General features: G+C 59.7%; 15 protein-coding genes and 2 pseudogenes. 12 read left to right on the plus strand and 5 right to left on the minus strand.

The features are described from left to right. Positions 1-207 precede the first annotated feature (207 nt). Together ACSQ9D_RS30715 and ACSQ9D_RS30720 are read left to right on the plus strand one after the other, a co-directional pair. Complete coding sequence (locus tag ACSQ9D_RS30715) at positions 208-849, plus strand: metallophosphoesterase family protein (RefSeq protein WP_436285572.1); 642 nt, start codon at positions 208-210, stop codon at positions 847-849. A gap of 199 nt (positions 850-1048) precedes the next feature. Then, positions 1049-1997 (plus strand): IS630 family transposase gene (locus ACSQ9D_RS30720; protein ID WP_436281090.1). Its coding sequence is split into 2 segments (ribosomal slippage): positions 1049-1384 and positions 1386-1997, totalling 948 coding nucleotides; the frame shifts between segments, so codons are not numbered across the junction. 103 nt (positions 1998-2100) lie between these two features. Here the strand turns inward: ACSQ9D_RS30720 and ACSQ9D_RS30725 are convergent. Both ACSQ9D_RS30725 and ACSQ9D_RS30730 read right to left on the minus strand, forming a co-directional pair. After that, positions 2101-2349 (minus strand): hypothetical protein, encoded by a 249-nt coding sequence (locus ACSQ9D_RS30725; RefSeq protein WP_436285573.1) that lies wholly within the window; start codon positions 2347-2349, stop codon positions 2101-2103. Between the two features lie 424 nt (positions 2350-2773). Then, on the minus strand, positions 2774-3265 hold the full coding sequence (locus ACSQ9D_RS30730) for a hypothetical protein (protein WP_436285574.1): 492 nt from the start codon (positions 3263-3265) through the stop codon (positions 2774-2776). Positions 3266-3684: 419 nt separating this feature from the next. Here ACSQ9D_RS30730 and ACSQ9D_RS30735 point away from each other — a divergent pair, with 419 nt between their 5' ends. The 4 genes from ACSQ9D_RS30735 (at position 3685) to ACSQ9D_RS30750 (ending at position 5755) form a co-directional block, all read left to right on the plus strand. Next, on the plus strand, positions 3685-3933 hold the full coding sequence (locus tag ACSQ9D_RS30735) for a hypothetical protein (RefSeq protein WP_436285575.1): 249 nt from the start codon (positions 3685-3687) through the stop codon (positions 3931-3933). A 301-nt stretch (positions 3934-4234) separates the two neighbouring features. After that, on the plus strand, positions 4235-4747 hold the full coding sequence (locus ACSQ9D_RS30740; protein WP_436285576.1) for a BA14K family protein: 513 nt from the start codon (positions 4235-4237) through the stop codon (positions 4745-4747). A 141-nt stretch (positions 4748-4888) separates the two neighbouring features. After that, the gene (locus ACSQ9D_RS30745; protein ID WP_436285577.1) at positions 4889-5155 is read left to right on the plus strand and encodes a hypothetical protein; all 267 of its coding nucleotides are present in this window, start codon (positions 4889-4891) and stop codon (positions 5153-5155) included. 210 nt (positions 5156-5365) lie between these two features. Next, positions 5366-5755 carry a nuclear transport factor 2 family protein gene (locus tag ACSQ9D_RS30750; protein ID WP_436285578.1) on the plus strand — a complete coding sequence of 130 codons (390 nt, stop codon included), beginning with the start codon at positions 5366-5368 and terminating at the stop codon, positions 5753-5755. A 269-nt stretch (positions 5756-6024) separates the two neighbouring features. Here the strand turns inward: ACSQ9D_RS30750 and dinB are convergent. Further along, positions 6025-6989: pseudogene (dinB, locus tag ACSQ9D_RS30755) on the minus strand (DNA polymerase IV); the annotation flags it as partial. 167 nt (positions 6990-7156) lie between these two features. On the opposite strand from dinB, the pseudogene ACSQ9D_RS30760 reads away from it, so the two are divergent. Further along, positions 7157-7374, plus strand: a pseudogene (locus ACSQ9D_RS30760) (helix-turn-helix domain-containing protein); the annotation flags it as partial. A 114-nt stretch (positions 7375-7488) separates the two neighbouring features. Here ACSQ9D_RS30760 and ACSQ9D_RS30765 read toward each other — a convergent pair. Next, positions 7489-9054, minus strand: coding sequence for a Fic family protein (locus ACSQ9D_RS30765; RefSeq protein WP_436285579.1), 1566 nt, complete (start codon positions 9052-9054; stop codon positions 7489-7491). A 187-nt stretch (positions 9055-9241) separates the two neighbouring features. Here ACSQ9D_RS30765 and ACSQ9D_RS30770 point away from each other — a divergent pair, with 187 nt between their 5' ends. The 5 genes from ACSQ9D_RS30770 (at position 9242) to speB (ending at position 16581) form a co-directional block, all read left to right on the plus strand. Further along, positions 9242-9394, plus strand: a complete 153-nt coding sequence (locus tag ACSQ9D_RS30770; protein ID WP_436285580.1) for a hypothetical protein — start codon at positions 9242-9244, stop codon at positions 9392-9394. A gap of 463 nt (positions 9395-9857) precedes the next feature. Beyond that, positions 9858-10619, plus strand: coding sequence for an ImuA family protein (locus tag ACSQ9D_RS30775; RefSeq protein WP_436285581.1), 762 nt, complete (start codon positions 9858-9860; stop codon positions 10617-10619). Continuing rightward, complete coding sequence (locus ACSQ9D_RS30780) at positions 10534-12057, plus strand: Y-family DNA polymerase (protein WP_436285582.1); 1524 nt, start codon at positions 10534-10536, stop codon at positions 12055-12057. The genes ACSQ9D_RS30775 and ACSQ9D_RS30780 overlap by 86 nt, the downstream gene beginning before the upstream one ends. Next, entirely contained in the window at positions 12054-15323 is a 3270-nt protein-coding gene (locus ACSQ9D_RS30785) for an error-prone DNA polymerase (protein WP_436285583.1), read from the plus strand. Before ACSQ9D_RS30780 ends, ACSQ9D_RS30785 begins: the two co-directional genes overlap by 4 nt. 286 nt (positions 15324-15609) lie before the next feature. Next, on the plus strand, positions 15610-16581 hold the full coding sequence (gene speB / locus ACSQ9D_RS30790) for an agmatinase (protein WP_436285584.1): 972 nt from the start codon (positions 15610-15612) through the stop codon (positions 16579-16581). Positions 16582-16599: 18 nt separating this feature from the next. Here speB and ACSQ9D_RS30795 read toward each other — a convergent pair whose 3' ends face one another. Further along, the gene (locus ACSQ9D_RS30795) at positions 16600-17127 is read right to left on the minus strand and encodes a flavin reductase family protein (protein WP_436285585.1); all 528 of its coding nucleotides are present in this window, start codon (positions 17125-17127) and stop codon (positions 16600-16602) included. Positions 17128-17130 lie beyond the last annotated feature (3 nt).

Consider the following 17130-nt stretch of genomic DNA (forward strand, 5'->3'; position numbering starts at 1 on the left):
AATTGATGATCAAACGCTCACGTGTGTTCCCGATCGAGATCGAGGCACTGAGGGCTGTCACAATTCGTCTCCTCGCATACTTCAACGGGCATCTCTCGTTCGCGACGGTGAGACGGTCCAGGCGAAGTCCAACGCAGACGCACTGTGTCCGTGCCTGCGACCGATCGTTCGAGAGGGCAAAGTCATGCAGGTAGAAAGGGTTGGAGCATGAGCTTCACGTTTGCTATCGGCGACATACACGGATGCCTCACCCAAATGGAGGCGATGCTTCGCTGGATCGAACCCTATGGGCGCGGGACTGTCATTTTCCTCGGAGATTACGTCGATCGGGGACCTAATAGCCGCGGCGTTGTTGAGAGATTGATTGCCGGCCCGAAGTCGCCGGAGTGGAAATGGATCGCACTTAAGGGCAACCACGAAGACATGATGGTCGGCGCGATGGAGGGCCGCTACGAAGAGTCCTGGTGGCTTGCAAGCGGTGGCATCGAGACGGTTCAGTCCTACGGCGGGCTCATTCCGCAGGCTCATCTAGATTGGGCCGATAGGCTGCCGCTCATCCACTCGGATCAGTACCGCATGTTCGTACATGCCGGGGTTAAAGACGGTGTCTATCTGGAGGATCAGACACCCCACGATCTGATGTGGACGCGGTTCACTCCCTCCGACTCCAACGAATTCTGGGGCAAGCACCTCGTTCATGGGCATACCCCCTCAGCCCACAATCCCCGAACGATCGGCAATAGAACCAACGTCGACAGCGCATGTGTCTTCGATGGAAGGCTCTCATGTGCAGTCTTCGACGATGATGTCCCTGGAGCTCCGATTGAGTTCATTGAGGTGAAGACTTGAACCAATCTCGGCCGTTTCCCTAAGACATCTACAAGCTTGCCCGTCAGTGCGGCGTGAAGCCTTTTGTCGGGCATCTGCACAGCACGAAACTTCAGATGGAAGCCCTAGAGCGTTTCCGCGTTTTTCTGAATCGCGTCGGATTCCCAAATCAGATTTGTTCTGATTCATTTGATGCTGGCTGGATGGAGGCCAGCATCACATGACCGCACCGTTATCGAATGATCTTCGTGAGCGTGTTGTTGCAGCCGTCCTGAACGGCGAAAGTGTCCGTGCCGTGGCTGCCCGTTTTGAGGTGGCCGCGTCTTCGGTGGTGAAGTGGTCCCAGCGCCACCGCGCGACCGGATCGGTTCGTCCCGGCAAGATGGGCGGCCATCGCAAACGCATTCTGGATCCGCATCGTGGTTTCATTGCCGAGCGGCTCGAGCAGAACCCGCATCTGACGCTGCATGGCCTGAAAGCCGAATTGGCGTCGCGAGGCATTGCCGTCTCCCACAATACCGTCTGGGAGTTCATCCGCAGCGAAGGGCTGCGCTTCAAAAAAAACGCTGTTCGCCCTTGAGCAGGCCCGCGCCGATGTCGCCCGCAGAAGAGAGCGATGGAAGACCTTGCAACGGCATCTCGATCCGGGACGCCTTGTCTTCATCGACGAGACCTGGATCAAGACTAACATGACACCCATCAGGGGCTGGGGACCGAAAGGCAGGCGTCTGCGGGCGTTCGCGCCGCACGGTCACTGGCGCACGCTGACATTCCTCGGTGCCTTGAGGAACGACCGGCTGACAGCGCCTTGCGTCTTCGATGGACCGATCAACGGCCAATGCTTTCGCGCCTATGTCGAGCAGCAGTTGGTCCCCGTCCTCAAGCCAGGCGACATCGTCATCATGGACAATCTCGGCAGCCACAAGTCCGCGACAATCCGTCAGGCTATCAAAGCCGCCGGTGCACGGCTCTGGTTCCTGCCGCCCTATTCACCGGACCTCAATCCGATCGAGCAAGCCTTTTCGAAGATCAAGCATTGGATGCGCAACGCACAAAAGCGGACCATCGACGATACCTGGCGGTCCATCGGCAGGCTCGTTGAAACAATCAAACCCGACGAATGCGCCAACTATCTCGAGAATGCTGGCTATGTTGCCGTCAAAACATGAAATGCTCTAGGAATGGTTTGGCCGGAGGCGCGACCAAAAGGAGGCCAGCCGAGGTTAACCTTTCCGCCAATGCTGTTTTGGGAGACAGACAAGTAGATGCTTGCTAACTGAAGTGCCAATCTTTCGTCGGGCGTGAAGCGAAGAGCTGATCGGAAGCGCCGATCTCATTCATCATCCGGACAAGTAATCGCGCGGTCTCTTCGAGATTCGTGAGCCGGGCGTCGGTCACGTCCAATTCTCGGCCAGTTGTCTCATCTCCCTCCAGCCAACGCTGGTCACGACGTCGCGTCGAGACGATTAACGAGAGATACTTCTCGTATTCCTGGCTAAGCAGAGGTTCCAAGTTATCCATGACAGGACGCCTTTATGGAGTCCTGATATACCATGGCGTCTAGGGTTCCCAAATCAGTCAGATGACGTAGGCGAGCTTCGTAAGCAGAGGAAGCCCGCCGGAATCAGGCGGCATGAATACCGAGTGCACGCCGCCGCTGCTGCCCGCGCCCATTGAGACCACGGCTTCGGGCCGTGGACAGCGGCCAAGCCGGGAGCGTAGCCCGGCACCAATTCGATGAGAGCTAGTAGCCGTTGATACCGCTGCCGCGCACCGGGCCGATCCCTTGCGGACTTGCGTAGGTATTGTTCTCAGCGCTGGTGGTTGTGCACCCTGAAAGGGTCAAGAGCACTATCGCCGCGGCCAAAAAGTACTTCAGAGGCATGGCATTGTCCTCTCATCGGAGACTGCGCGGACCGCAGGGGCCCGGAGTCAGGATATTCCCTCAAACAACCGACAATGGCAACGGGGCGGATTTGAGCAGTTCGAGGCAACGCCTCAACGTTATCGGGCGATGATGTGCGGTGCTGTTCTGGGTTAGCGGCTGGCAGCCTCGACGAAGTGTCTGGACGACGACCACGCATCGCAAGCGGCCCAGCGCTCGCCCGACCCACAGCCCGTCACCTCCCGGTGGCGGGTTTTTCTTTGTCCACCAGCCGAAGGCAAAGAGCATGAAACTGCTTCGAAGTATGGCCTTCTGCGCTGCGGCACTCGCCTGCAGCTTCATCGCTTCCATGCCGGCAGCGCCGCGGTTCCCATCGAACCTGGCATCAGCGTGACCGCGAGCGTCAAGGAACATCCGGTGCCACTCGCGATGCTCGATGTCGATCATGTCGCCATCACTGCCGAGCGGCAGATCGAGGCTGCGGTCGACCTCGCGCGGATCGAAGTTCCACTTCAGATAAACCTCAGACTGCCGTGGCCGTCGTGCGCGCAAAGAAGATGCTCGAGAAGGCAGGTCCCGTCATTGGCGGAGGTATTCTTGTTGGCATTGCTACTGAGGCCGCAAAGAAAGCGCTTGGCTGGTAGCCATAGGATCGCATGTCCCTCAATTGCCGAGGATCAAACTACGAAATGAAATGGCGACACTGGCTACCGTGATCTTATGGCCATTGAGGCAGGCTGGACCAGTTCTGAAATACTCTGCCAACCGGGAGTGGCTCATCAGCTGAATTTAATAAAAGGTAATCAAACGTGGCACGCGGTCGCAAGAGACAGAGGGCCGGGCGCCCCAAAGGGGCCGCGACATGCCGAACCCGGCAAGTGCGGGCGCGGTGACCCATGCAGCGGAACCCGAAGTATTTCATCGTAATTCCAGTTCCGCGCTCTACTTCTACCTTCAGAAGGAGAACTAACTTGGAAAATCTAAGAGAATTTGCTTCCAGCACAAATGGTGATCGGTGGTTTTTAGGCATCGACGACGTAACAAACAGAGAGGTGGTTGTTCACCGTGGCAACCCATCGTCGGGCGGTCATGAAACGACGACTCTCGTGACTTCATTTTTAAATCAGCGCCCGTTTGGCCCGGAACATAAGGCTTTGGATTCGCTGCTTGCGGATCGAAGGGCCACCGAGAGCGAAGAGCCGCCAGCGAAACCGGTCTAACGCTGCATAGAATACCAGGGTAAGCCGCTGCTGCCCGCCCATTGAGACCACGGCTTCGGGCCGTGGACAGCGGTCAAGCCGGGAGGGTAGCCCGGCCCAATTCGAGGCCACGACCTCGCTCTGCGTAATGTGCAGCGCGCAAACGGCGCCGGTCCAGCCAGGCACTCCGCACGCTGGGAGAAATGCGCCGTGGAACTGTAGGACCCTTCAGGGGCCGTTCACATTGGCGTGACCCATAATTTAAATGTGGCACAAAACATTATTTGGGCCGTTTGCATGTTGAACGCAGGTGGTGACTAAAATGAGAAAGATCGCAGTCTTGGGCCTGTCTCTGGTGGCTGCATTTTCGACCGTGATGCCGGCGCAGGCTTTCCCGTCCCTCAACGGGCCGACGTTTCAAGCTTCGGACCTACAGCTGATCCAATATCGCAGGCACTTCCCCCGCGCATACGGCCGACATTACGGTGGCTCATGGGGCGGTTACAGGAACTACGGCCGCAGCTACTACGGCGGCTATCGACCCCATGGTGGCTACCGGTACGGACGCTATGGCGGCTATGGCGGCGGCTATTATGGCGGCGGTTACAACGATTTCGGACTGCTACTCGGCGGACTGGCGACAGGAGCGATTATTGGCGGTGCGCTCGCTCAGCCAAGGTATTATTATGATCAGCCAAGGTACTATGATCAGTCACGATATTACGGCAACTCGCACGTCGATTGGTGCTATTCCCGATATCGTTCCTATAGGGCCTACGACAATACGTTTCAGCCTTACTACGGCCCTCGGCGCCAATGCATTGGTCCTTACTAGAATCCGCTTCTGACGCCCACCGCGCAGAGGACAGCGGTCAACTGGGGTAGGTCGGCACCAACGAATGATGTGCGAGTGACGCCTATCTCCGTGGAGCCTTGGCAGAGAGCCGCTGTTTGATGTGCTGTCATGGAGCATCGAATGCGAATTATCCCAATGATTGCCAGCGCAACGGTCGCAATTGCTTTGGCAGCTTGTACCACCTCAACGGTGGAGAACCAGCCGCTTCCAGGAAGCCTGACATACGGCGGCAGGGTAGTTCATTCTCGCTATAGGCCAGGAACTGTCATCAAAAACACATTCCTCGGGAAGTTCGGTTACCGCATTAACGAGCGCTATGTCGTCCTGCCTGACGGGACGCTAAAACTCACGTATCAAAACCTCGGAAAAGACTATTATATCGAATGAGGGGCCAGACGAACCCTTGGTCAGCCCTTCGCCGGTTTGTCACCCAGTCAGCGGGTTTCTCATTTTCGACCAGCCGAAAGCAGGAGGTTAAGCTCCCAAATACGATGAAAAAACGAGCGTGGCGTGTAAAGGGACAGGTAGCGTCTCTTTGAGATGCGGATACGGCAGAAATTGCCAGGCAGCTGGATGGCGTTGAGATGGGAGTTTGAGATGGATGATCGAGCCGTACGCATGGCACTAGAGCGCCATTGGGATGCTTCGGATGCGGGCGATTTCAAGGTCGAACATGACATCTACGGCGAGGATGCCGTGCTTTATTATCCGCAATCGGGGGAGCGGATTCGCGGACGGCACAACATTCAAGAGAGCCGATTCGTGCAGCCGAACAAGAAGCATTTTACAGTCCGACGAATTATCGGCAGTGGCGATCTTTGGGTCACCGAATTCGTACTTTGCTATGACGGCATACCATCTTACACTGTGAGCATTATGGAGTTCCGCGAAGGACTAGTGGTCAACGAAACGCAATATTTCGCCGCTCATTTTGACCCCGCACCGTCGCGTGCGCATCTCGTTGAGCGAATGGATGAAATCACCTAGTCATACATGCAAGGCAACCCGATCGCCATTGATCCGGATTGAGATTTCAGCAGGGATTCTCCTGACTTCGACAGCTCCTCATGGCGTGCGATCCGGACCTTATCCACCGCTGCCCCAAGTTTCGCCCTCTTAGAAAACTCGGAGATAAACCTTGAGGAGGGCGATCGGTGTTCTCTCCGGAACTTCCTGGTCAATCGCCAACCAGTTTCCGGTGCCAGCCAATGGATCTGCGCGAGGTGGTTCACAAAGCAAGTGCGAGCTGTGGTTCGCTTCCCAGCGCTCGCGACCGGCGCAGCGACCGTCTTGCTTCGCGTGATCTGGGTGAAGTCGGCCCATTTCACCTTCAGCGTCACGGTCTTGCCACGGATGCCACTGGCCTCGCAACAGCGCCAGACTTATCGACCAATGGCCGAAGGCCCGCGCGGGCGGTCTCGAGATCATGGATGTCTTCCCGAAACGTATCCTCCGCGCCGACCGATTTCCGGATGCGATCGGGCTTGACCTGGCGCTCGTCGATGCCGCGGGCGATCCAGTAGAAATACGGCCCGGATTTGCCGAAATGCTGCTGGAGGAAGGTGAGATCACGCGCTTTGAGATCGGCGCCCGTCCCGATCCCGAGCTTCAGCATCTTTTCCGCTGTCGCTGGTCCAACGCCATGGAACTTCTTGACGGGGAGCGCCTCGACGAACGCCGGTCCGTGCTTCGGCGTAATGACGAACAGACCATCGGGCTTGCGCTGGTCAGAGGCCATCTTGGCGAGAAACTTGTTATAGGAAACGCCGGCAAATGCAGTGAGCCTCGTCTCAGCCTTGATCCTGGCGCGGATCTCCTCTGCAATCTCCGTTGCGAGCTCCATGCCCTTCAGGTTTTCGGTAACGTCCAGATAGGCCTCGTCGAGCGATAGCGGCTCAATCAGCGGCGTGTAGTCGGCAAAGATCGCATGGATCTGCTGCGATACGGCTCGATAAACATCGAAACGATGCGGCACGAAAATCAACTCTGGACACTTGCGTTTGGCCGTCACCGACGGCATCGCCGAGTGGACACCGAATTTGCGCGCCTCGTAACTGGCAGCTGCGACCACACCGCGTGCCTCTGGATAGCCGACGGCGACCGGTTTGCCTCGAAGTTCCGGATTGTCGCGCTGCTCGACTGAAGCATAGAACGCGTCCATGTCGATATTTTTGCGCACGCGGAGGCGAGGGGACCACGTCCACGCCACTCTTGCCGTCATCGCCCGGTTTTCGCGTCCCCAGCATCCATTTCCTTTCATGTGTCGCTGTAGATCTTATCCGAACCTGTGTCAGGAACGAGCAGCAGTGTTTCGGCATTGGGAGTAACCGTGCATCTGCCTTGCTGGCTTCTGTACAGAATACTCATCAAGCCGCCGTTCTCTCGATCATGGAGATTCGAGAGGTCTTTGCGCAAAATCTGCGAGCTGTGCGCAGGCAAAAGGCCAGTTTCAGGAAGAGCTTGCGCATCGCGCAGATATTGATCGTACCTATATCAGTTCGCTGGAGCGTAGCGTTTACAACGCCAGCATCGACGTCGTGGATCCGTTAGCGACAGTCCTGGGCGGCGAAGCGTCGGATTTGCTGAAGCGATCGCCGCAGCAGCGACAGACGTCACCTGGCGAGACAACTGATAAGCGGACCTCCAGGCGTTGGTGTCGGACACCAGGAAACCCTCAAGTCAACGTCAGCTGGCTGTGCATTTTTGGTGAGCGTCTAGGTCTAGTTGTCTATCCGCGCGGCCGTGGCTTCCGTGGATGGTGGTGGCGCGTTGACGAGCTCGGACACAAATTTCGTGATGGGCACGATGTTTTCGTACTGGCTCGCCTCCTCGAGGGCGTTCATGTACTCATCTCGTCGCGTCACTGGTATGACAGTCCACGGCGCTCCGCTCTCGGCGAGCAAGGCGTTCATCATGAAGCGCGCTGTCCTGCCGTTTCCGTCCGGGAATGGATGAATGTAGGTGAATAGGAACGGGGCAAGGATTGCCTTCACGCGCGCATCGGATTCCTCCGAAATACTTTCGAAGAGCGCGTCCATCGCGTCGGCGATCGCGTGTGGCGGTAATGGGACATGCGAAGATCCTCGCAGATAGACATTGTGCGACCGATAGCCAGCCAGCTGATGTGCCTTGATGATGCCTGCGGTCACCGAGGGGCTGAACATGGCGCGGAACCAATCCTGGTGCCGTGCCTCGAGCAGTTCTCCCGTGGGCGCTCCATCAAGGATCTTCCTGATGTCCTCCCGAACTTCCTCGAAAGCCAGCCTGTACCCTTTGGCCGCAAGTGCGTTCTTGGTTTCGTGATCCCGGGCGTTTTCGTCCGGCTCCCACTTGCCATCCTGGACCCTCCGGATCAGTTCCTCGGAAACTTCATATCCCTCGATCGAAAGCGAATTTAGCGCGTCTGCCACATAGCGCTCGTTGATTTCAGCGATGTAACCGTCCCGGTCGTTGATCCGCACCTGCTGGAAACCAATGTGGTCGAGAGCGTCTTTTCCCATTTTTGCCCAAAGGTTCTTGATCCGAGTAGCAGACGGCGCCTGGGTTCGCCGTGCATCCAGCTTGGTCAGTTCGGCCGTCGGGTCGAACGGGTTGTCCTCGTGGGGGTTGTATCCGGCCGATTCCAGAGCCTTGATGATGGTGTCGGCGTCCCGCGCTCTCCCGAGGTGGCGGAGTGCTCCTGCGATCCGGCCACCGACATGGCTGCGGCCGCCGTCCAGCAGATGTTGTAGCAGCGTGCTTGTCCCGCGGATTGAGCCGATGGCGGCTATGACATCGGTCGCGGACGTTTTCCAGGCCTCCGGTGACAGGTTGCAGATCGACTCTTCGATCGGCATCAGTCTCAACTGGTTTCTTGTTTCGGCAGGTTCGGTTTCCCTCGTTCGCAACAGATACAGCGACGTGTTGCTTGGCAGTTTCACAAGCTGGTTGTTTGCCTTCGAACTTCTGACAATGGCCTGCGCGGGGATGGAGTGATTGTCAGACCAAAGAGCAACGGATGCCTCGGGGGAAAGCCTCCAATCGTCGGGGAAGCGGTCGTCCAAATATCGTGCAATAAATTCCCAATACACCGTGCTCCAGGCGGTATCGATTCTGTTGTTGGCGGACGGTCGGGAGTTCACCGCCAACCACCCCTTCATTATATCCTCCAGGAAGCCGTTGGCCTGCAACCGTTCCCGGTGCACACGGCTGAGCTCTTCGGATTTCACCACCGATCGGGTGCCGTTCTGGGTCACTCCTCGTAGCTCAGCCAGGGATGTCGCGAGCAGTTCGTTGGGTTTCGCCATGTTGGCCTCCGGCGACGGTATGTGAGTAGTGGGCCACTAATTCCGTGCATCGTTGTTGCACTAATTTCGTGTCTTTGGCAAACACTAATATCATGCATCTTATTCACACTAATTTTATGCTTTTTATTCGCGCTAAATTCTTGCTTGGTCGGAACATGCCCCGTAAGGCAAGACGAACTCAACACCATTGCCGACCACCAATGCGGGACAGATCGATCCTTATCCCCGCGCGCCCAACATCCTGCACCGTCTCTGGCTGTTCCTGTCTTGGCGGCGCTACGACCTCCTCTTCCTCGGCGCGACGCGCCTCTTCGCTTTGCTGCGTCATTTCGACGGGTAGCTAGCATATCAGTCTAAGAGGTGCACGAGCGGGGCGCCGCGTTCATTGCAAAAGCCGACCGCGTTTATTTTCGTTTCCGATCATTGTCGGATGGCTCTGGGGCGATACAGCCTGCTGCCTTCGAGCGCCCAATGAACGAATGACGGCTTCCAGGATCGCCAAACGGCACACCGAACGATCTACATGAGGTCGATTCCGGCCGCCGGCGGCGACAACGCCTACCGTGAAACGGTGTCCCAATAATGTATAGAGGCCTGCTACAAATTTCGCTTGGCGTCTCGATGATTATCTTCAAGCTATCCCGCTGCATTTCATCAGAAAATCGGCAAGTACGCTCAAGTCAAGCGCGCCTTCGTCAAAACAGTCGCTTGGTGGTTGATTGACTCCCCTTTCATTTAAGAACAAATAGGGAACATATAGGCAGCTTCTGCCGTTGCAAAGCCTGAAGGAGGTGCCATTTCGAATGCGTGACTACGCTGTCAACCCTGTCGTCGCCGAGCTGCGCGAACGCATCGAGCGGCTTGAAGGCGGGGTGACACGCAGTCGCGCGGTGCTTCCTTTCGGCGTTCCGGCCATTGATGGCCGTCTTCCCGGTGGTGGGCTGGCTCTGGGTGCGCTGCATGAAGTCGCCGGCGGCGGCAACGGTGCGATCGACGGCGCCGCCGCCGCACTGTTTGCTGCGGCGGTCGGCGCCCGCAACCGGGGCAAAGTTCTATGGTGCGTGACGCGGCCGGACCTCTTCGCGCCGGCGCTGGCCCAAGTGGGCCTGTTGCCGGGCCGTGTCATCTATGTGGAGGCCGGCGACGAAAAGGCGCTTCTTTCCTGCATGGAGGAGGGACTGCGTCATGGCGGGCTGGGTGTTGTCGTCGGAGAGCTTGCACGGCTATCGATGACCGCCTCGCGCCGACTGCAACTGGCCGCCGAAAGCTCAGGCACGATCGGGATTGCCGTCCGCCGCTGGCGCCGGCAGACCGAGGCGTCCGATTTCGGGCAACCGACAGCGTCGCTCACGCGCTGGCGGGTCTCGGTGCTGCCGTCCTCTCCCTTGCCGGTTCCAGGGGTCGGCCGCGCGCGCTGGCTGCTCGAGCTGATCCGCTGTCGCGCCGGCGAAAGTGCAGATTTCGAAGTGGAGGCTCCAGATGCCAAGGGTCGTATCGCTCTTCCTTCCGAGCTGGTCCACGGATCGCCTCAGGAGGAAACTGGGCGACGCCGCGCCTCCGCCTGAGACGCCGCTCGTCCTCGTTGGCTGCCAGCAGCGCCGGCGTGTCGTCCTGGCGGCGAACGCGGCTGCGATCGCCGGCGGTCTGAGGGTGGGCATGCCGGCAACCAAGGCGCAGGCGCTCGTTTCCGGTCTCACCGTTATGGACGCCGATCCGGCCGACGACGCCGAGGGGCTCGATCGTCTGGCGCTTTGGGCGCTGCAGCGCTATGCCCCCATCGTTGCCGCTGATCCGCCCGACGGGCTGGTGATCGACACGACAGGTGCCGATCATCTGCATGGCGGCGAGGAGCTGATGCTGTCGGGCATGGTCAACCGCTTTTTCGCCTCCGGCATTTCCGCGCGCGCGGCCGTCGCCGACACCTGGGGTGCGGCCCATGCCTGTGCCCGGTTTCTGGCCCATCCGACGCTTGTCGTTTCACCGGGCGCTCAGGCCGATACTGTCCGAAGTCTGCCGATCGCAGCACTGCGGCTCGATCCCGCCATCGTCGACGGCCTTCGCGTCCTCGGGTTCAATATGATCGACGAGCTGGCCCGTGAGCCACGGGCGCCGCTAACGCTGCGTTTCGGGCCGGAGCTTGGCCGCCGGCTTGACCAGGCGATGGGCAGGATCGCCGAGCCGATCGATCCGGTGCGCACGCCGGATCTCATCGAAGTCCGCCGTGCCTTCGGCGAGCCGATTGCAGCGGCCGAGACGATCGCGCGCTATACGGCCAGGCTCGTGGACCGACTCTGCCGAGCGCTCGAGGAGAAAGCGCTCGGCGCCCGCCGCGTCGATCTCCTCTTCAACCGCGTCGACAACTCTTATCAGGCAATCCGCGCCGGAACCGCGACACCGGTTCGCGACGTCAAGCGGCTGACACGGTTGCTGACCGACCGGATCGAAACCATCGATCCCGGTTTCGGAATCGAGATCATGTCACTGACGGCAACCCAAGCCGAGCCGCTCATGGCTCGACAGGTGATTTCCTCGTTGATCGGGGAACCGGAAGCCGACGTATCCGGGCTGATCGATATTCTCGGCAACCGCATCGGCGAGCAGCGGCTCTACCGCTTCGCGCCGGTCGCAAGCGACGTCCCCGAACGCTCGGTTGCCCGCGTTGCACCGATGGCGCCGGACAACGGCGAGACCTGGCCCGATCATTGGCCACGGCCGACGCGACTACTGGCGCACCCCGAGCTGATCGAGACCATGGCGCTGCTGCCTGATCATCCCCCCGTCAGCTTCACCTGGCGCGGCATCCGGCGACGGGTCAGGCGTGCCGACGGGCCGGAGCGCGTCTTCGGCGAGTGGTGGAAAGGCGATGCCGAACTGGCAGCCGTGCGCGATTATTTCCAGATCGAGGATGATGCCGGCGAACGCTATTGGATCTTTCGTTCCGGTGATGGCGAGCACGGCGAGACCGGCAATCACCAATGGTTCCTGCATGGGATATTCGGATGACGAAGACGCCACGCTATGCCGAGTTGCAGGTGACGTCGCACTTTTCCTTCCTGCGCGGCGCTTCGTCCTGCGAGGAACTGTTTGTGCAGGCGGCAGTGCTCGGTATCGAGGCATTGGCGATCATCGACCGCAACAGTCTCGCCGGCATCGTGCGCGCCCATCAGGCGGCCAGGGACACTGGGGTGCGACTGATCGTCGGTTGTCGCCTGGATCTCACCGATGACATGTCGGTCCTTGTCTATCCGACAGATCGGCCGGCCTATGCGCGCCTCTGCAGGTTGCTGTCGCTTGGCAAGAAACGGGCCGGCAAGGCTAAATGCCGGCTCGATTGGAGCGATCTCGTGGCCTATGGTGAAGGCCTGATTGCCCTTTTCATCCCCGATCAAGCCGATCAAACCTGCCAGCTGCATCTGCGCCGCTTGAAGGAAGCTTTTGGTGATCGCGCCTATCTGGCGCTCACACTGCGCCGCCGACCGAATGATCAGCTGCGGCTTCACCAGCTCTCCAACCTGGCGGCGGCCATGGATGTCGAGACGGTCGTCACCAATGACGTATTGTTTCATGTGCCGGAGCGACGCGTCCTGCAGGACGTCGTCACCTGCATTCGCCACAACGTCACCATTGACGATGCAGGTTTCCGCCGCGAACGGCACGCCGACCGTTATCTGAAGCCGCCGGAAGAAATGGCACGGCTCTTTCCGCGCTATCGCGAAGCGCTGGCCCGCACCATCGAGATCATGGAGCGATGCCGCTTTTCACTCGATGAACTCGCCTATCAATACCCGGAGGAACGATCCCATCCGGAAATGACGGCGCAGCAGACATTGGAACAACTGACCTGGGAGGGTGCTGCCTGGCGCTATCCGGAAGGGTTGCCGCAAAAGGTCAAGAAGAACCTCGAGCATGAACTGCAGCTGATCGAGAGGCTCCAGTATGCTCCTTACTTCCTGACCGTGAACTCCATTGTCCGCTTCGCCAGATCAAAGGACATTCTCTGTCAGGGCAGGGGATCGGCTGCCAATTCATCCGTCTGCTATGTACTCGGCATCACATCGATCGATCCCGACATAAACGACCTGCTCTTCGAGCGCTTCGTCTCTGAGGAACGCCGGGAGCCGCCGGATATCGACGTCGATTTCGAGCACGAGCGGCGCGAAGTCGTCATGCAATGGGTATTCGACACCTATGGCCGCGATCATGCCGCCCTCTGCTCCACCGTCATCCGATACCGTTCGAAAGGCGCCATTCGCGATGTCGGCAAGGCACTCGGCCTGCCGGAGGACATGACAAAGATGCTCTCGTCCCAGGTTTGGGGTTGGGGCGAAGACGTTGGCGAGAAACATGCCGAAGAGCTCAATCTCAATCTTGGTGACCGGCGCCTTCGCCTGACACTGGAGCTTGCCCGGCAATTGATGGGAGCGCCGCGTCATCTGTCGCAGCACCCCGGCGGCTTCGTTTTGACCCGCGACCGTCTGGACGAACTGGTGCCGATCGAGCCTGCGGCGATGGTCGACCGGCAGGTGATCGAATGGGACAAGGACGATATCGACATCCTGAAGTTCATGAAGGTCGATTGCCTGGCGCTTGGCATGCTTTCCTGCATGAAGCGCGGCTTCGATCTTCTCGCCGAACACAAGGGCATCAATCTCGATCTTGCGACCATTCCGGCCGAAGACCCACGCACCTATGCGATGATCAGGAAGGCGGACACGCTCGGCACCTTCCAGATCGAAAGCCGGGCGCAGATGTCGATGCTGCCGCGGATCAAGCCGCGCACCTTCTATGACCTCGTCATCGAAGTGGCAATCGTCCGACCTGGCCCGATCCAGGGCGACATGGTGCACCCGTACCTCAGGCGCCGGGAGGGTAAGGAGGCGGTGGTCTATCCGAAGCCGGAACTGGAAAAGGTGCTCGGCAAGACGCTCGGCGTGCCGCTCTTCCAGGAGCAGGCGATGCGGGTGGCGATCGAATGCGCCGGTTTCACGCCGGGCGAGGCCGATCAGCTGCGCCGCGCCATGGCGACCTTCAAGCATACGGGCGGTGTTTCGAGGTTCGGCGAGAAACTGATCGCCGGCATGGTGGCAAATGGCTATGCACCGGAGTTCGCGGAGAAGACTTTCAAGCAGCTCGAAGGCTTCGGCAGCTACGGTTTCCCCGAAAGTCATGCGGCCTCCTTCGCGCTGATCGCCTACGCCTCGTCCTGGCTGAAATGCTGGCATCCGGATGTCTTCTGCGCGGCACTCCTCAATGCACAGCCAATGGGCTTTTATGCACCCGCCCAGATCGTGCGCGACGCGCGGGATCATGGCGTTGACGTCCGCCCCGTCTGCGTCAATGCCAGTCGCTGGGACTGCACGCTTGAGGCCACGGAAGACGAAAGCCGGTTCGCCGTCCGCCTTGGCCTGCGTATGGTCAAGGGGCTCGCCAATAACGATGCGGCGGCGATCGTCGCGGCGCGTGCAGGATTGCCCTTCACTTCTGTCGATGATCTCTGGCGCCGCGCCGGCGTGCCAGCCGCCTCGCTCGTCGAACTGGCGGAGGCCGATGCCTTCCAGCCATCGCTGGGGCTCGCGCGACGTGAAGCGCTCTGGGCGATCAAGGCGCTGCGCGACGAGCCTTTGCCGCTGTTTGCCGCCGCCTCAGCTCGTGAAGACCAGACGGTATCAGAGCTCAATGAGCCGGTGGTGGCGTTAAGACCCATGACGGCCGGCGGCGAGGTCGTTGAGGATTACGGCCATGTCGGGCTGACCTTGCGCTGCCATCCAGTCTCGTTCCTCCGCGACGATCTTGCCAAGCGTCGCATCGCCACGTGCCGTGATGCGATGCAGGCACGCGACGGCACATGGCTCGAAGCTGCCGGCCTCGTGCTCGTTCGCCAGCGGCCGGGATCTGCCAAGGGTGTAATGTTCATCACCATCGAGGATGAGACCGGGATTGCCAATCTGGTCGTCTGGGTGAAGACCTTCGAGAAGTACCGACGCATCGTGCTCGGCGCGGGCATGCTCGGCGTCTATGGCCGCATCCAGCGGGAAGGCGACGTGGTGCATCTCGTTGCCCACCGGCTGAGTGATCTTTCTGCCGATCTTGCAAGCGTCGGCGACCGAGAGGCCGTCTTTCCGCTTCCGCACGGGCGAGGCGACGAGTTTCACCATGGATCGCCGGCGCCCGATCCGCGCGGGCTGCCGAAGGGGCCGCGCCCGCGCGACATCGTCGATCCCTATCTGCATCTCGAGGCGATCAAGGTGAAGACACGGGATTTCAGGTGAGGGAGACAACGTCATCGACGATCGCCTGCAATGCAGCCCTGTGGCGGCAAAACGCGGCTCGCGATGGTCTAGCTCCGCGGCACGGCCCCATCGCGATGGAAGTTCCTTCGGCGGCGACAAGCGATCGGATAACGGAGGTGAAGGCGCAAGGTTTGGACTGGAGGATTTTCCGGAGGACCGACACTCCGCCCGACGCAGCCTGATCGGGAATTGTGAAAAGATGGGCTTGCGCGCGAGACGGCAGGATCACACATTGCCTAACCATTACAAAAGACAGGACGGAACGATGAGTGGCACTTTCTTTCAACCGGTCGATGCTGCTGAAGTGCCACGCTTTGCCGGCCATTCCACCTTCATGCGCCTGCCTGCCGTGCCCACCGCAGCCGGGCTTGATATCGCACTGGTCGGCATTCCCTGGGATGGCGGCACAACAAACAGGGCAGGCGCCCGGCACGGGCCGCGGGAGGTTCGCAATCAGTCGAGCCTCATGCGGCGCGTGCACCATGTTTCGGGCACCGAGCCTTTCAGCATCGCCAATGTGGCCGATGTCGGCGATCTCTCAGTCAACCCGATCGATCTTATCGACGGCCTCGGTCGCATCGAAAGGGGCATGGATCAGATTGTCGCTGCTGGTGCCATTCCTCTCTCGGTCGGCGGCGACCATCTAACGACTTTGCCTGTGCTGCGTGCGGTGGCAAGGCACCGACCAGTCGGGCTGATCCATTTCGATGCTCATTCCGATACCAACGACCGCTATTTCGGCGACAATCCCTACACGCATGGAACGCCGTTCCGTCGCGCGATCGAAGAGGGATTGCTGGATCCCAAGAGGATCGTTCAGATCGGAATTCGCGGCTCGATTTACGATCCGGGGGAGCACGACTGGGCCAAGCAGCAGGGCGTGCGCATCATCTACATGGAAGAGTTTGTCAGTCGCGGCGCCGAGGACGTGATGCGCGAAGCGCGAAGCATCGCTGGCGACCTGCCGACATACGTTACCTTTGATATCGACAGCATCGATCCCTCCATGGCGCCTGGAACGGGAACGCCGGAGGCGGGCGGCTTCACGACCCGCGAGGCCCAGCAGATGATCAGGCTGCTTACCGGCGTCCAGATCGTCGGTGCCGACGTCGTTGAAGTCTCGCCACCGTTTGACCTGGCCGGCATGACGGCGCTTGCCGGCGCCACAATGATGTTCGAACTTCTGTGCGTCATCGCCAAGCAGGTCGGGGATCGACGCAATGCGGCCAGTGCCTGATGCCGAGCGATTGTCCCGTCAGGGACAGGTGACTGCCTCGCCGGACAGGCGTCGGTAGCCGCCGCGCCAGTAGAGCAGCGGTTCGACATCCTCCCGCGTTTCGATCGCGCAGACGCGACCGATGAGGATCGCGTGCGAATGGTGATTGAGGACCGTTTCAAGCTCACAATCGAGAACCGTCAGAGCATCCTTCAGGGCCACGGTCCCGGTTGAAAGACGATACCATTGCGCGTCTTCGTAACGTTCGACACCGCGCCTTCCCTCGAACCCTGCGAAGGACTGCGCGACATGCCGCTGGCTAGCGGTGAGCACATTGACGCAGAAGCGACGATACCGCTCGACCACCGGCCACGAGGACGACCCGCGGTTGAGGCTGACGATGACGGAAGGCGCTTCCGCAGACAGCGAGGAAACCGAGGTCGCGGTAAAGCCTGTCCGCTCGTCGCCTTCGCCAACAGTGATGACGCTCACCGCACCGGCGAGCTGGCGCATCGAAAGCTTGAACGCGGATTGATCGACAAGGGATCTGGTTGCGAACTCTTCCATCGA

This window comes from Rhizobium sp. LjRoot258 (genome assembly GCF_964254185.1).
Taxonomy (GTDB): domain Bacteria; phylum Pseudomonadota; class Alphaproteobacteria; order Rhizobiales; family Rhizobiaceae; genus Rhizobium.

What these genes read in the sequence shown, in the direction of transcription:
- ACSQ9D_RS30715 (WP_436285572.1), top strand. Translation starts at nt 208, where the DNA reads ATGAGCTTCACGTTTGCTATCGGCGACATACACGGATGCCTCACCCAA.
- ACSQ9D_RS30725 (WP_436285573.1), bottom strand. Translation starts at nt 2,349, where the DNA reads ATGGATAACTTGGAACCTCTGCTTAGCCAGGAATACGAGAAGTATCTC.
- ACSQ9D_RS30740 (WP_436285576.1), top strand. Translation starts at nt 4,235, where the DNA reads ATGAGAAAGATCGCAGTCTTGGGCCTGTCTCTGGTGGCTGCATTTTCG.
- ACSQ9D_RS30745 (WP_436285577.1), top strand. Translation starts at nt 4,889, where the DNA reads ATGCGAATTATCCCAATGATTGCCAGCGCAACGGTCGCAATTGCTTTG.
- ACSQ9D_RS30750 (WP_436285578.1), top strand. Translation starts at nt 5,366, where the DNA reads ATGGATGATCGAGCCGTACGCATGGCACTAGAGCGCCATTGGGATGCT.
- ACSQ9D_RS30765 (WP_436285579.1), bottom strand. Translation starts at nt 9,054, where the DNA reads ATGGCGAAACCCAACGAACTGCTCGCGACATCCCTGGCTGAGCTACGA.
- ACSQ9D_RS30775 (WP_436285581.1), top strand. Translation starts at nt 9,858, where the DNA reads ATGCGTGACTACGCTGTCAACCCTGTCGTCGCCGAGCTGCGCGAACGC.
- ACSQ9D_RS30780 (WP_436285582.1), top strand. Translation starts at nt 10,534, where the DNA reads ATGCCAAGGGTCGTATCGCTCTTCCTTCCGAGCTGGTCCACGGATCGC.
- ACSQ9D_RS30785 (WP_436285583.1), top strand. Translation starts at nt 12,054, where the DNA reads ATGACGAAGACGCCACGCTATGCCGAGTTGCAGGTGACGTCGCACTTT.
- speB (WP_436285584.1), top strand. Translation starts at nt 15,610, where the DNA reads ATGAGTGGCACTTTCTTTCAACCGGTCGATGCTGCTGAAGTGCCACGC.
- ACSQ9D_RS30795 (WP_436285585.1), bottom strand. Translation starts at nt 17,127, where the DNA reads ATGGAAGAGTTCGCAACCAGATCCCTTGTCGATCAATCCGCGTTCAAG.